Origin of the sequence: uncultured Desulfosarcina sp. (genome assembly GCF_963664155.2) — a bacterium.
Taxonomy (GTDB): Bacteria; Desulfobacterota; Desulfobacteria; order Desulfobacterales; family Desulfosarcinaceae; genus Desulfosarcina.
Genome location: NZ_CAXXXH010000001.1, coordinates 4,198,091 through 4,212,143, shown reverse-complemented (window position 1 = coordinate 4,212,143; position 14,053 = coordinate 4,198,091). Strand labels below are relative to the sequence as shown.

Sequence of the window (14,053 nt, the reverse complement as noted above, 5' to 3'; positions counted from 1 at the left end):
TGTTTCTCTGGTGTGGAAATCCTGCCCGAATCGAATTGAATGCCGGCACGACACGCGGGGAAGAAGGGAACCTGCCATACAGGGTTAACACGATGGTAACAGTTTATGCCGCAAACCTGCCGTACCCGCGTCAGAACTAATTTCTCACACAACATATTGTATGTCAAGCAGCTTTTAGCACAACATATACCCATAACAAAAAGTCAAAAAAGCCACCTTTTTTTTATTGACCAACGAGGGAAGAAATCCGGCCCGGATTGGTTTTTTTAAGCAAACACAAAGCGTTGGCCCTTTCTGCACTAACCGGCCGCATCCACTACATATGGAAATTGCTCCTTGACAGACAACAACATCTTGTTGTATTAGTCCCGTCACTGCCCCGTGATCCATGGGGCTGGAATTACAGCATATCCGAAATTGCCCGATGCGTTGCACACCCTGAAAAAATGCTGGCCACGGCATTTTTTCGTCGTTCCAAACCGCCAAAAACGAATGCTGCACCCGAGGAGAGACCCGTGATTGAACAGATCAAAAAGCGTGACGGCCGAATTGTCGAATTTGCCCCATCCAAAATCACCGCAGCCATCGCCAAGGCCGGTCATGCCTCGGGGGAATTCGGGGAACGGGACGCCAAGAAAATGACCCTGCGGGTGCTGACCATGGCCCATGAGCTTCGCATGGGTTCCACCCCCGAGGTGGAGGAGATTCAGGATATCGTAGAGCGGGTGCTGCTGGACTCTCCATACTATAAAACCGCCAAAGCCTACATTATCTACCGGGAGCAGCATGCCCAGATCCGGCGCATTGCCACCGAGGCCCAGGTGGACCTGGTGGAGCACTACATCCGCAAACTGGACTGGAAAATAAAAGAAAACAGTAACATGTGCTACTCCCTCCAGGGGCTCAACAACTACATTTCCTCGGACGTCACCGCGGAATACTGGCTCAACAAGATCTATCCGCCGGAGATTCGGCGGGCGCATGCCGACGGGGACCTGCACATCCACGACCTGAGCCTGCTGTCGGTCTACTGCGTGGGCTGGGATCTGACCGACCTCCTGCGCAATGGGTTCAAAGGCGTCGAGGGCAAGGTGGAAAGTGGACCCCCCAAGCACCTGCGCTCAGCACTCGGCCAGATCGTCAACTTCTTCTACACCCTGCAGGGAGAAGCAGCCGGCGCTCAGGCCCTGTCCAACTTCGACACCCTGCTGGCCCCCTTCATCCGATACGACAAGCTGAGCTACGCCCGGGTCAAGCAGGCCCTTCAGGAATTCGTCTTCAACATCAACATTCCCACCCGGGTGGGATTCCAGACGCCCTTCACCAATATCACCATGGATCTCTGTGTGCCGGGCACCTTGAAGGACCACCCAGTGATCATTGGCGGCAAGGACAAAAAAGCCACCTACAGCGAGTTTCAGGCGGAGATGGACACCTTCAACCGGGCCTTTGCCGAAGTGATGATCGAAGGCGACGCCAAGGGCCGCGTCTTCACCTTCCCGATCCCCACCTACAACATTACCAAGGATTTCGACTGGGACAACCCCAACTTGGAAACCGTTTGGCAAATGACCGGCAAATACGGCATCCCCTACTTCTCCAACTTCGTCAATTCGGACATGTCTCCCGAAGACGCCCGTTCCATGTGCTGCCGCCTGAGACTGGACAACCGCGAACTGCTCAAACGCGGCGGCGGTCTGTTCGGCGCCAACCCCCTGACCGGCTCCATCGGCGTGGTGACCATCAACCTGCCGCGGATCGGCCATGTGGCCAAGGATGAAACCCAGTTTTTCACGAGCCTCCAGGCCAAGGTGGACCTGGCCATTGAAAGTCTGACCATCAAACGCAAGGTGCTGGAACAGTTTACCGACAAAAACCTGTACCCCTATTCCAAATTCTACTTGAGATCCATCAAGAACCGCTCCGGCGTTTACTGGAAAAACCATTTTTCCACCATCGGCATCGTGGGCATGAACGAAGCCTGCCTGAACTTTCTGGGAACGGACATCACCACCGCCAAGGGCCAGGCCTTTGCCGTGAAGGTCATGGACGAACTGCGGGCCATGATCACCGAGGTCCAGGACCGCACCGGAGACATTTACAATCTGGAAGCCACCCCGGCCGAAGGCACCTCCTACCGCCTGGCCATGATCGACAAAAAACGCTATCCGGACATCCTGTGCGCCAACGAGGAAGACGTCCGGAAAGGTGCCGTTCCCTATTACACCAATTCCACCCAGCTGCCGGTGAATCACACCGACGATATCTTCGAGACGCTGATGCTACAGGACAACCTGCAAACCAAATACACCGGCGGCACCGTGCTTCACCTGTTCTTAGGCGAGCAGATCACCGATATCGAGACGGTGAAGTCGCTGATTCGTAAAGTGTCGGGTAATTACCATCTGCCCTACTTCACGCTGACCCCCACCTTTTCGATCTGTCCCTCCCATGGCTATCTCAATGGTGAGCAGACCCGTTGCTCGCACTGCAACCGCGAAACGGAAGTTTACTCCCGGGTGGTGGGTTACCTGCGGCCGGTGAAGCAGTGGAACGACGGCAAACAGGCGGAATACTGCCGCCGGCGGCCGTTTAAAATCAACCTTGAGGAGCCGGGTGTGGCGGCGGCAGTGGCACTCAAGGAAGATGCCCCATGCAACCCGCCGATGGACAACCCGACCGTTACGATGGATCCGGTCTGCACCGAGGATGCACTGCGGCAGCTGGGGTCAGCGTAGCAGCCCATGATCCTGGCCGGTCTCCAGAAGAACTCCTTTATCGACTTTCCGGGCAAAATCAGCTGCGTCCTGTTCACCACCGGTTGCAACTTCATATGCCCCTACTGCCACAACGCGGACTTGGCAAGGGGCGAATACCCGGCACGGTTCAAATTGGCGCAGGTGATTGATTTTTTAAAATCCCGCCGGGGCATGCTGGAAGGCGTGGCTATCACCGGCGGTGAACCCACCCTGGAGGGGGGCATCGTCGATCTTTGCCGGGCCGTCAAATCGCTGGGATATCCGGTGAAGCTGGATACCAACGGCAGCCGGCCCGCGGTGCTCCGCGGGCTTCTGGAGCAGGGCCTGGTAGATTTTATCGCCATGGACATCAAGGCGCCGCTAAACGACTATCACCCCTTCAGCCGGGACCCCAAAATCCATGAACGGCTGGCCGCAAGCATCCGCATGATTATGGAATCCGCCCCCGCCTACGAATTTCGCACCACCTGTGCAGCACCGTTCGTCAACGCAAATTCAGTTGAAACCATCGCCAGAACGATCGAAGGCGCCGCCTGCTATGTGCTCCAGCCGTTCAACCGCCGTGCCGTGTGCCTAGACCCCGAGTTCAACCGACGGCAGGATCCGACCCTCTTTCCGGACGAAATGATGCGGTTAAAAACCTTGGCGGCCCCCTTTGTCAGAACCTGCATGATCCGGTAATCGTTCCCGGGCTCCTTTTCCGCTTCCCCCGATCCAACCGATTACGGTTTTTGCACAGCGGGGTTACCAGCCTTGCCCGCATGCCCTTTTCCACCATCTGCCCGCCTGTCACCACGTCTTTCATGTATTTTTTTTTGTGAACTAAATCAATAGGCTAAAAATAATCAGCGATGATGGTTGACCATCTGGCAAACCTATTGCTCTGAACGGGGGCAACCGTTCCTGACGGGAATATGCAGGCACGTCCCTGCAAACACTGAAAATAAACCGGGAGAATTGCCTTCGACCATGTATAATAAACAGCTACGATCAATTATTGTCCGAGTCGGCACCATTGTCGTTCCCATCGTTATTTTTTTCACAACCATTTCCGCCATGGCCGCCAGCGTGAGCCTTCGCTGGGATCCCAACGATCCCGCCCCCCAAGGTTACCGGGTGTTCGCTCGAAAGATCGACCAGGCCTATGATTACAGCCGGCCCGACTGGGAAGGTGCCTCCACTTCCTGTACCGTCGACACTCTCGATGGCCAGGCCGAGTACTACTTCGTGGTGCGTGCCTATGAAGGCGGTCTGGAGAGCAACGACTCCACTGAAGCCCACTATATTCCACCGGTAACGGATAATGACGGCGACGGCATACCCGACGACTGGGAAGCCCACTTCGGCCTGAACCCCCGGGTCGATGACGCCAACGGAGACCTCGATCGGGACGGCATCAGCAATCGCGACGAATTCCGTGCTGGATTGGAGCCTGATGGTCCGGGTGTAGGTGCGGCACCGCTGCGCCCAGAATCTCTTTTCCCGGAATCCGATACCCAGGTGGAACGCAACACGCAGCTTGATGCCGGAAATTTTTCAGATACCGACGGGGATGCCCATATTGCGACCCAGTGGCAGGTATACGACAATGGGTCGGGAGATTGCCTGATGGATGTGGTGACTGATCGCTGGCTCAACCAGTTGCAGGTACCGCTTCTGTTGCTCAATGGGGACGGGGCCTACCACTGGCGTGCCCGTTTTTTCGACTCCGGCGGAAAGGTGTCAGCCTGGTCGACGATGGTTCATTTCACCACACAGGCAGCGACTAACGATTTCGATGGCAACGGTATTCGCGACGATCAGGAGGGTGGTTTGGTTCAGGCTCAAGTGACCCACTCCCTATCATCGCCGACCACCAACTGCGAACCTATGGCTTTAGTGGTGGCATCCAAAGATACCGTTGCCGAAATCGAACAGATGATGATGATCGATCCAGCTGAATTGGAAATCGATGAGACAACGCCGGATCGACTGCCGTCAGCCATGCTGGCCTATAAGCTGATCCTTTATGAACCCGGCCAGTGCGCTCTGGTAACAATTCAGCTTTCCGATCCTGCATCCGCCGGTGCCAGATGGATCAAATACGATGAAGTCAACGGATGGCAGGATTTCTCCGATCACACGCAATTTTCCGCAGACCGCCGGTCAGTAACCGTTGAAGTCAAAGACGGCGGATACGGCGATGCCGACGGCGTTGCCAACGGAATCATTATCGACCCGGCGGGGCTTTCCACTTCGGTCGACGGTTCTTCGTCGACCGCCACCGCAGGCGGTGGCGGGGGCGGGGGCTGCTTTATTGTTTCCCTCTACCGCCAGGAAAAGAGGACCGATGCGGGCCCTGGCCCCTGGCAGTGGATCAAGGATCAAACGAGCCGGCTGCTGACGGGTATGGTCGGTCACTAACCGGATATCGAAACCGGTCGGGATAAGGATAGCCATGATTATCAAAGAGAAAGAAGCAGCATCAGTGGGCGGACGAATCGCTGGCGACCGGCGAACCGGCATTGACCGCCGGGTGCTGACCTACGATGGGTATTTTCCCGAACGCAGGACCATCGATGACCGGCGACAGAACAAAAAATCCGCAACTGACATTCAGGGAGAGTGGCGCGACAGGCGGCGATATGCCTGATCGACGGGTGCATGGGTGCGCTCTTGGCGAGTGCTGAAGGGAGAGGGCGATCGGCCCTCCCCTTCAGCCGACATCCATTCTCGCCCGTCGGTAAAGGTCGAAGAAGTGATGGGTGGGACCGCATCCCTTTCCTAACGCAAAAGCGTTTTCAATGGCCCCGGTAATGTAGGTCTTGGCCTGAGCAACCGCATCGAAAAACGACTCACCCCGTGCCATGTAGGCGGCAATCGCCGATGAGAAAGTGCACCCGGTACCGTGGGTGTTGACCGTGTCGATGCGTCGATTCTCCAACAGCCTGAAATCCGCTCCGTCGAACAGCACATCCGTGGCACTGCCCCCTCCCAGGTGGCCGCCCTTGACCACCACCATTTTCGCACCCAATGCCGAAATTTCCCGGGCGGCGGTTTTCATCGCATCGATATCCGCAATCGTTTTTCCCAGCAGGGCTTCGGCTTCGGGCAGATTGGGCGTCACCACCCGGGCCAGGGGAAACAGGTGCCGGACCAGGGCCGCCCGGGCATCGGGCTGGAGCAGGGCGTACCCACTTTTGGAAATCATCACCGGATCCAGAATCACCGGCGGCAACGGATCGATGGCGTTCAGCGCCCGGGCAATGGCCTCGACCAGCGGGATGCTGGCCACCATGCCGATCTTCACGGCATGAATGGCAATATCTTCAAAAAGGCAGACGATCTGATCATGGACGATCTGGGGCCTCATTTCCTGAATATCATAAACTTTCTGCGTATTTTGCACCGTCACCGCCGTCACGGCGCTCATTCCGAAAACACCCAATGCCTGAAATGTCTTCAAATCCGCCTGAATCCCCGCCCCTCCCGATGAATCGGATCCGGCAATGGTCAATGCCACGCGCATATCAATCTCCTGATGGGCAATGTTTCTGATATAAAAAGTGATTCGGTGACCGGATGAATTAACCGTCTGAATTATTTAAATGGGGGACTATCGTCAACGAAAATCAGAGCCACCGCTTATCTAAAGTGGCCATCTGAGGAAAAATGGCCAAAAAATATACAGATTTTCAACCACCTGCCGATAATGATTGTGAAAATCTAATTTGGATAAATACGGTTAACTGAAAAAGTTATCAATCGGTTACTCCGGCTTTCGCCGGAATGACAAACAACACCGAAAGCGTGGAAAGAAGCATGGCCCGTAACCCACACCTTCATATCCGCCCGACCAGCAATGCCAACGGCGGGGCCGCCGGGATCCTCATCGCCCTGGTGCTCGTGCTGGCCCTGGCCGGCGGTGGAGGGTATTGGACTTACGGCAAATACTTTAAAAAGGAGCCGCTGCGGACCAAGCTGGCCTCCATGAAGATCAAGGAGGAACTGGTCGCCTTCACCCATGACCACGTATCCACAGCCCTTTACGGCAACATGGTCCTTACGGACGACATCGTGGTCATGATGGACAAGGAACTGGACCGGCTGAAGCGGATCGGCAAAAAGTTTCCCAACCAGCGGGGGATCGTTGCCGCCCAGACCCGAGAACTCACCATCGCCCGGGACGGCATGGCCAAAGTGCTTGCCGATGTATCCGCCAAGCTGGAGAAGATATATGTCACCTGGCTGGTGGATCGCTCCGAAGGGACCGGGCAGATCCGCTCACAAAAAGGGACGCTGACCCGTCAGCTGGCCGATGCCATCCGCGGCGAGGCGGTGCTCATCAGTCGCATCCGCACCAACCCCGACGCAACATCTTGAAATGGCATCTATCGGTAGTTACGGTAATCCACACCGTATTTTTTGGCCTTGTAGGCAAATTTGCGCACCGTGGTTTTGAGAATCTCCGCAGCGATGGTGATGTTGCCCCGGGTGTTTTTCAGGGAGTCGATGATCATCTCTTTTTCCAGCGCCCCCACGGCATCCTCTAAAGAAAGATCCGGCAGCGTGCCGCTCTCCTTGCCCGTCTGAAGGGTGGGCGGCAAATGGTAGCTGTGGATGGCGCCCTCTTCGCAGAGCAGCACGGCCCGTTCGATGCAGTTTTCCAGTTCACGCACGTTGCCGGGCCAGTGGTAGGCCATGAGCATGTCAATGGCCGGGGTGGAAAGCCGTTTGACTTCCCGCCCGTTCTCTTCGGCGTATCGCTCCAGAAAGAAATCCGCCAGCAGCAGAATATCCGTTTTGCGTTCCCGCAAGGGCGGCATGTAAATGGGAAACACATTGAGGCGGTAATACAGGTCTCCCCGGAAGGAATCGTCCTCCACGGCCTGTTCGAGGTTCTTGTTGGTAGCGGCGATAATACGCACATCCACCTTGAGGGTCCGGTGACCGCCCACGCGCTCGAACTCCCGCTCCTGCAGAACGCGCAGCAACCGAACCTGCACATCCGGTTCGATGCTGCCGATTTCATCCAGGAAGATGGTGCCCTTGTGGGCCAGTTCGAACCGACCGGGCTTCTGTTTGACCGCCCCGGTGAAAGCCCCTTTTTCATGACCGAACAGTTCGCTCTCGATCAGGTTGTTAGGGATGGCCGCACAATTGACTTTGACGAAGGGCCCTTTTGACCGGGTGGAGTTGTAGTGAATGGAGTTGGCCACCAGTTCCTTGCCGGTGCCGCTCTCCCCGCGAATCAGCACGGTGGCGTTGCTCCGCGACACCTGGCTGATCATCTGGTACACTTCGCGCATCTTGTTGCTGTTGCCGATGATGTTGTTGATGCGGTACTTGTTTTCCAGTTCGTCCCGCAGACGCTTGTTTTCTTCCCGCAGAGCCTCTTTTTCCAGATGGATAGTCTCCAGGTTGATGGCGTGGCGGGCCAGCATGGTGGCCACCACGGAAAGCAGCTTGGTGCCTTCCTCAAGCGGATATTCGGGATCGTAGGCCCGGTCCACGCTCAGGGCACCCACCACCCGTTTGCCTTTCTGCACGGGGACGCAGATAAAAGAAACCTCCCCCATGCCCTTGATCTTGCGCGAGGCGGTGCGGTTGAGAAACAGGGGTTCCTCGCTGATTTTGGGAATGGCCACGGCCTCACCGGTTTGAATCACCCGACCGATGATCCCCTCACCCAGTTTGTATTTCACCCGCTCCATGGCACTTTTGGAAAGGCTGTGGGCGACTTCGATGTTGATTTCGTTTCTCAAGGGGTTGAGAATAGAAATGGTTCCGCGCTCCATCTGCATGGAGGTGGAGAGGATATCCAGCACCTTGTACATGGATTTTTTCAGGTCCAGATGCTCGTTGAGGGCATTGGATATTTCGTAAAAAAGGGTGACCTGTTCAATGGCTTTCATCACATTTCCTTTATAGGGCGGCACAAGGGAACTCAAAAATGGCATACAAATTTCTGTTTACAACATTTTTGTAATCACTGACAACCCCCGGAAACCACGGATTCCCATTTTTCTTTCTTTTCAGCTGAAATTACGTATCCAAAAGCGATGAGACGGGGAACACATCTTGAAAGGAGATAAGGTAACCGGTAAAGTAGGCGCATGATTCTGCACATCGATATGGATGCCTTTTTTGCCTCGGTGGAACAATTGGACCACCCGGAGTTGAAAGGAAAGGCCCTGGTCGTGGGCGGCGACTCGGGCCGGGGAGTCGTGGCAGCCGCCAGCTACGAGGCCCGTCGATACGGCATCCACAGCGCCATGCCCATGTTCATGGCCAGGCAGCGCTGCCCCCGGCTGGTTATCGTCCCTCCCCGCAAGGACCGCTACAGCGAGGTGTCTCGGTCGGTCATGACCATTCTTCACCGTTATTCGCCGATCGTGGAGCAGGTTTCCATCGATGAAGCCTACCTGGATGCGGCCGGATGCGGCCGTTTGTACGGCCATCCCCAGGCGATGGCGAGCGCCATTAAAACAGACATCCTGAACGAGGTGGCTCTGACCTGTTCCATCGGCATCGCCCCCTTGAAGTTTCTGGCCAAAATTGCATCGGACATGCAAAAACCCGACGGCCTGACCGTGATTACCCGGGAAACCCTTTCCGAGGTCATCGCCTCCCTACCCGTGGAAAAGGTGCCGGGTGTGGGCAAGCATGCCCATGAACAACTCCGGCAGATGGGCATCGCCACCCTCGGAGAAGCCAGAAAAATAAGGTCGTCCGTTCTGGTGGAACGACTGGGCAAATTCGGCCATCGGCTGTCAGAACTGGCCCACGGGCGGGACGAATCCATCGTCACCCCCCATTCTCCCACCAAATCCATATCGACGGAACGGACCTTGTCGGCCGACACACGGGACCGGGAACAATTGAAGCAGCATCTGCTGGCCCAGAGCCAGGAGGTGGGCCGCCAACTTCGCCGCCAGGGATTTCTGGCCCGGACGATCACGTTGAAATTGAAAGACACGGATTTCAAGCAGATGACCCGGAGCGCCACGCTGGATCGCCCCAGCCAGTCCTCGGAAACGCTCTACCGCACGGCCGAGGCGTTACTGGCGCGTCAGGCCCTGGACAAGGCGGTCCGGCTTATTGGCGTGGGGGCATCGGCATTGATTGCCGACACCACCCCCCAGCAGGCATGCCTGTTTCCGAGCCTTGGGAAAAAGGAGAACGGATGGGAAAAAGTCGACCACGCCGTGGATCGGATCGCCGAACGGTTCGGCCGTTCGGCCGTTCACCGGGGGTCGCTGACGCCTCCGGATGATCTCTCCATGGACTGAAGTCCTCCGACCTCAGTCCTCAGCCCTCAGATTTCCGACTTCCGGCAGCCATCGCCCGCCGCGGGTTGAACCGCTGGACCCGCAGACGAAAAACCTTCAGTGCGTCCATACCAGCCTCATGCCCGTATCTCAGACCAATGTACCGGCGGGTGATGTCATCCACATCCCGCTCGAGCATGGGATGTTGTTCCACCACCCGTCGGGCATAGTCCAGCGGACCCTGATGCGGCGCTTTGGGTATGCCGATCCGTGTCATCTTGTCCAGAAACCGGCCATACACTTTCAGCGCTTTATCTTCGGGCAGTTTGCCGGATGCTTCTCTGCGCATGCGACCCACCAGGATCACCCCGGCGATAAACAGCGGCGGCAGGATCATGAACAGCAGCCATCCACCCTGCCGGCCTACGGAGACGCCCAGCCGTTTCAGCAGAGCGATCTGGTCCTCGGCGGAAAACCCCATGAACCATAAATTCCACCGGATATTGACGGCTTCCCAGGTCTGGCGAAGGGTTTCGGTCCACCGGGCCAGCATTTCCCCCCGGTCGCGTCCGAGAAACCCGGGCAGCCCATCTCCGGCAAGGGCGGACTCGATGCCGGCATCGATGCGATCGGGAGCCACGGTGAAGGTCGGATCCACACGCACCCAGCCCCGCCCCGCCATCCACACCTCGCACCAGACGTGGGCATCGGATTGGCGAACGGTGAGAAATTCCCCAAGGGCATTCCACTTCCCCCCCTGGTAACCGCCGACAATCCTCGCCGGCACGCCGGCGGCCCGCATGAGCACGGTAAAGGCGGTTGCAAAATGCTCGCAGAATCCCTTCCGGCTGGTAAAAAGAAAATCGTCCACCGCGTTAAGCCCCAACCGGTCGGGCCGCAGGGTGTACCGGAAGCCATTATCCCTGAAAAAGGCCAGGGCCGCCGATACCACGGCTTCAGGATCCGCATGGCTCCCCGCCCACCGGTTTCCCAGGGCAACAGCCTCAGGATTCCGGTTCGACGGCAGCTGAAGATAGGCGTTGGAGGGCACTTCGGCGTCATCCTGCAGATAATCCAGGAATGAAGCGGAATGGTATTGAAACCGCTGCCAGACGGGTCGACGGGCCAGCAGGGTGTGGTCGTCCATGATGGTGGCCGCGGGATCGGCCGTCACCGGCAGGTCCAGGGCAAACAGGTGCCGCTGGCCGTGGGGTTCGAGCATCACCGTGTAGCGGGACAGATTTGTACCGCCCACACTGCCCCGGCGGTTTGCCTGACGACTGGCGGGATACCAGCCGGCGCCGTCAAAGCGCTGGAAAACGATACCCCGCCAGTAGAGCTGGTCCGCATCCGGCACCGGGGAGTCAAAAGTCACCGATAAGGCCGGTTCGTCAACCAGCACCAGCCGGGAAACATCGCCGATGCGCATGCTGCTCGAAAATCCGGAGCGGCTTTGCCTGGACCACGGGGACCCCCAGAAGCTGCCGGAAAGTCTCGGAAACAATAAAAAAAGCAGCAGCATCAGCGGAACCGCCAGTAGAATCAGCCTGGCCGACAGCCGCAGCTGTCGGGAAACGGCACCCCTGGGGTCGTTCACATGGATCAGCACGCCGGTAGTCACCCAGACCGACACGAACAGGTAAAGGGTCATAGACAGGTTTTCAAAAACGAACAGGCTGGTGATGGTCAGAAAATAGGCCAGAAAGACGGTCACCATACTGTCCCTCCGGCTCCGAATCTCCAGCGGTTTGATACCGGCCATCACGGCCAGGAGAGCAATAAAATCCCCGCCGTCGAAGCGCAGGCCGGCAGACATCAGAACCGCCGCCATGCCGACGAAGAAAACCGCCAATCGGAAACCTCGTGAGGCTGCGGGCCATCCGCGGCGCTCCCGGAGCAGCAGATAGCCCCACGAGACCGTGCACCATCCCACGGCCCACCATGGCAGGTGGAAGACCAGGGGGGCCATGGCCACCACGAGGGCAAGGATCAACGGGCGAACAGGCTGCCGTTGCATGGCTCAGCCGTTCCCGTAAAGGGCCAGCGCCCGGAGGCACCGGTCCCGATGAACCCTGCCGTTGGCGGCGGGAAAAAGTTGTCCGGCCAGCCGCAAGCCGAAGCTGCGTCGTTGGTGATGGGCCTTGAGGATGTGAAAACAGAGGATGGAGAGCTTTCTTTCTATATCGTCGCCCTGGACGTCCTCAATATCCAGCATCAGACTTTTGCCGGCCTGGCCGGCAAAAGTCTTGGTGTGAAGCCCCCGGCCCCGCGAATAGGCCTGCCAGTGAATGCGGCCGGGTGAATCGCCGGGCTGGTAAGCCGCGAGCCCCAGAAAATCCTCGACGCCCGGAGTCTGGGCGATATAGCCTTCTCTGTGAGCCGACAAGGTTCGGGTACCGGGTTCCGGCGCAGAAACCGGGCGGGGATAGACCAGACACTGCAGGTCGATGTTGATCCGCGCCCAGGCCTGGAACAATCCCAGGGGATAGTCGGAAACGATGCGCAGCCATCCCGGGTCAAAAAGCCCCCGATGGACGGTCCGTGCCTGAACCCGGACACGCGCCGGTTCACCGGATCTGAAATCCTCTCTGGAAGGATCCGCCGGATTGAAATACCAGCGGATGCCGGTTCGCGGCCGGTCAATACCGTCAACTTTAATTTCCACGTCCACGGCTTCTCCGGCAAATACCGGCTCGGCCGTCGCCGATTCCAGACGCAGGCCGTAAAGCATGCTGTAGGTATGCATCATGGCCGTCATCCCCAGGCTGCCCAGAAGGAACGTGAGCAGAAAACCCAGGTTGTTGTTGTAGTTGATGGACCCGGCCAGCATGGCCCCGACCACCGTCAGGTAGAGCATGCCGTATCCCGTGGGAAGAATATAGATGTTGCGCAGGCCCAGGGTTAAGGGGACGGTGGTGTTGCCGCCGACAAAGCGGTAAAAGGTGCGGGCAATGGCGGACATCACGATACCGGCACCTCTTGGAACAGGAGTTTCAGCCGCCGTGCGGGGATCTCTGCCAGGTCGTCGCGGGATCTGAGGCGGTGCCCCACCACGCTGATCAATACGGCCTGGATGTCTTCGGGCAGGGCATAGTCCCGGCCGCTGATAAAGGCCCAGGACCGGGCGGCATGCACCAGTGCCAGGCCCGCCCGCGGCGAGAGCCCCATGTGGAAGTGTTTGCCGGTGCGGGTAAATTCCAGCAGATCCTGAAGGTAGTTCAAGAAAGCGTCGGCCACGTGCACCCGGTCCACCTGTTTCTGGAGCGACAGCACATCTTCAGGGGACAAACACCGTTGCATGTCATTCAGCGCCAGGCGCTGCGCCCGGTCCCCGCCCAACAGCAGCCGCTCGGCCTCACGATCCGGGTAACCCAGTTCGATACGCATGAGAAACCGGTCCAACTGGGACTCGGGCAGCGGAAAGGTGCCGGACAGTTCCATGGGATTCTGCGTGGCGATAACGAAAAAAGGGGCGGACAGCGCCCGGGTCTTGCCGTCGCTGGTGACCTGCCCCTCCTCCATGGCCTCTAACAGGGCGCTCTGGGTTTTGGGCGTGGCCCGGTTGATCTCGTCGGCCAGCAGCACCTGGGTGAAAACCGGCCCCGGGTGGAAGACAAAGGCACCGGTATTCTGATCGAAGATCGAACTGCCTAAGATATCGCCGGGCAGCATGTCGCTGGTGAACTGGACGCGCCTGAACTTCAGGCCCATGCACCGGGAAAGCACTTTGGCCAGCGTGGTTTTTCCGATGCCGGGGATGTCCTCGATAAGCAGATGACCACCGGCAAACAGGCAGGTCAGGGCCATTCGGATCTGTTCTTCCTTACCCAGCACCACCCGGCCGACCTGGCCAACGATGGTTTCAAACTGCGGTTGTAATCCCATTCTCATTTCACCTGTCGACTGTTTCAAAATAGGTTATGCGGGATCATGGACCCCGATCGCTGCATTTCGAATGTTAATTTGAAGATAAACGCCTCGGCCTTAATTTCCAACCCTTTTATCGGCCCTTTCGACCAGTCCTGAAGCGCGCGTTATCTGTCC

At 57.8% G+C, this 14,053-nt stretch carries 11 protein-coding genes; 6 read left to right on the top strand and 5 right to left on the bottom strand.

All coding sequences use genetic code 11. From position 1 onward, the window contains the following. Positions 1–515 precede the first annotated feature (515 nt). From ACHZBS_RS19170 to ACHZBS_RS19155, 4 genes are all read left to right on the top strand, one after another. Entirely contained in the window at positions 516–2,738 is a 2,223-nt protein-coding gene (locus tag ACHZBS_RS19170) for a ribonucleoside triphosphate reductase (RefSeq protein WP_319408135.1), read from the top strand. 6 nt (positions 2,739–2,744) lie between these two features. After that, the gene (locus tag ACHZBS_RS19165; protein ID WP_319408134.1) at positions 2,745–3,440 is read left to right on the top strand and encodes an anaerobic ribonucleoside-triphosphate reductase activating protein; all 696 of its coding nucleotides are present in this window, start codon (positions 2,745–2,747) and stop codon (positions 3,438–3,440) included. Between the two features lie 288 nt (positions 3,441–3,728). Beyond that, positions 3,729–5,162 (top strand): fibronectin type III domain-containing protein, encoded by a 1,434-nt coding sequence (locus ACHZBS_RS19160; protein ID WP_319408133.1) that lies wholly within the window; start codon positions 3,729–3,731, stop codon positions 5,160–5,162. A 34-nt stretch (positions 5,163–5,196) separates the two neighbouring features. Then, positions 5,197–5,391 carry a hypothetical protein gene (locus ACHZBS_RS19155; RefSeq protein ID WP_319408132.1) on the top strand — a complete coding sequence of 65 codons (195 nt, stop codon included), beginning with the start codon at positions 5,197–5,199 and terminating at the stop codon, positions 5,389–5,391. A gap of 63 nt (positions 5,392–5,454) precedes the next feature. On the opposite strand, the gene thiD is transcribed toward ACHZBS_RS19155, so the two are convergent. Beyond that, the gene (thiD, locus tag ACHZBS_RS19150; protein ID WP_319408131.1) at positions 5,455–6,267 is read right to left on the bottom strand and encodes a bifunctional hydroxymethylpyrimidine kinase/phosphomethylpyrimidine kinase; all 813 of its coding nucleotides are present in this window, start codon (positions 6,265–6,267) and stop codon (positions 5,455–5,457) included. Between the two features lie 293 nt (positions 6,268–6,560). Here thiD and ACHZBS_RS19145 point away from each other — a divergent pair, with 293 nt between their 5' ends. After that, a complete protein-coding gene (locus ACHZBS_RS19145) occupies positions 6,561–7,121 on the top strand; it encodes a hypothetical protein (RefSeq protein WP_319408130.1) in 561 nt (186 codons plus the stop codon). Between the two features lie 8 nt (positions 7,122–7,129). Here the strand turns inward: ACHZBS_RS19145 and nifA are convergent, their stop codons facing one another. Then, positions 7,130–8,653, bottom strand: a complete 1,524-nt coding sequence (gene nifA, locus ACHZBS_RS19140; protein ID WP_319408129.1) for a nif-specific transcriptional activator NifA — start codon at positions 8,651–8,653, stop codon at positions 7,130–7,132. Between the two features lie 201 nt (positions 8,654–8,854). Here nifA and ACHZBS_RS19135 point away from each other — a divergent pair, with 201 nt between their 5' ends. After that, complete coding sequence (locus ACHZBS_RS19135) at positions 8,855–10,030, top strand: DNA polymerase IV (protein ID WP_319408128.1); 1,176 nt, start codon at positions 8,855–8,857, stop codon at positions 10,028–10,030. 19 nt (positions 10,031–10,049) lie between these two features. On the opposite strand, the gene ACHZBS_RS19130 is transcribed toward ACHZBS_RS19135, so the two are convergent. From ACHZBS_RS19130 to ACHZBS_RS19120, 3 genes are read right to left on the bottom strand one after another with little or no spacing between them, the layout of a single operon-like run. Continuing rightward, complete coding sequence (locus ACHZBS_RS19130) at positions 10,050–12,026, bottom strand: DUF3488 and transglutaminase-like domain-containing protein (RefSeq protein WP_319408127.1); 1,977 nt, start codon at positions 12,024–12,026, stop codon at positions 10,050–10,052. Between the two features lie 3 nt (positions 12,027–12,029). Next, positions 12,030–12,971 (bottom strand): DUF58 domain-containing protein, encoded by a 942-nt coding sequence (locus tag ACHZBS_RS19125; protein ID WP_319409097.1) that lies wholly within the window; start codon positions 12,969–12,971, stop codon positions 12,030–12,032. Further along, the gene (locus ACHZBS_RS19120) at positions 12,971–13,894 is read right to left on the bottom strand and encodes a MoxR family ATPase (RefSeq protein WP_319408126.1); all 924 of its coding nucleotides are present in this window, start codon (positions 13,892–13,894) and stop codon (positions 12,971–12,973) included. The genes ACHZBS_RS19125 and ACHZBS_RS19120 overlap by 1 nt, the downstream gene beginning before the upstream one ends. Between the last annotated feature and the right edge of the window lie 159 nt (positions 13,895–14,053).

What these genes read in the sequence shown, in the direction of transcription:
- ACHZBS_RS19145 (WP_319408130.1), top strand. Translation starts at nt 6,561, where the DNA reads ATGGCCCGTAACCCACACCTTCATATCCGCCCGACCAGCAATGCCAAC.
- ACHZBS_RS19125 (WP_319409097.1), bottom strand. Translation starts at nt 12,971, where the DNA reads ATGTCCGCCATTGCCCGCACCTTTTACCGCTTTGTCGGCGGCAACACC.
- ACHZBS_RS19130 (WP_319408127.1), bottom strand. Translation starts at nt 12,026, where the DNA reads ATGCAACGGCAGCCTGTTCGCCCGTTGATCCTTGCCCTCGTGGTGGCC.
- ACHZBS_RS19155 (WP_319408132.1), top strand. Translation starts at nt 5,197, where the DNA reads ATGATTATCAAAGAGAAAGAAGCAGCATCAGTGGGCGGACGAATCGCT.
- ACHZBS_RS19165 (WP_319408134.1), top strand. Translation starts at nt 2,745, where the DNA reads ATGATCCTGGCCGGTCTCCAGAAGAACTCCTTTATCGACTTTCCGGGC.
- ACHZBS_RS19120 (WP_319408126.1), bottom strand. Translation starts at nt 13,894, where the DNA reads ATGGGATTACAACCGCAGTTTGAAACCATCGTTGGCCAGGTCGGCCGG.
- ACHZBS_RS19160 (WP_319408133.1), top strand. Translation starts at nt 3,729, where the DNA reads ATGTATAATAAACAGCTACGATCAATTATTGTCCGAGTCGGCACCATT.
- nifA (WP_319408129.1), bottom strand. Translation starts at nt 8,653, where the DNA reads ATGAAAGCCATTGAACAGGTCACCCTTTTTTACGAAATATCCAATGCC.
- thiD (WP_319408131.1), bottom strand. Translation starts at nt 6,267, where the DNA reads ATGCGCGTGGCATTGACCATTGCCGGATCCGATTCATCGGGAGGGGCG.
- ACHZBS_RS19135 (WP_319408128.1), top strand. Translation starts at nt 8,855, where the DNA reads ATGATTCTGCACATCGATATGGATGCCTTTTTTGCCTCGGTGGAACAA.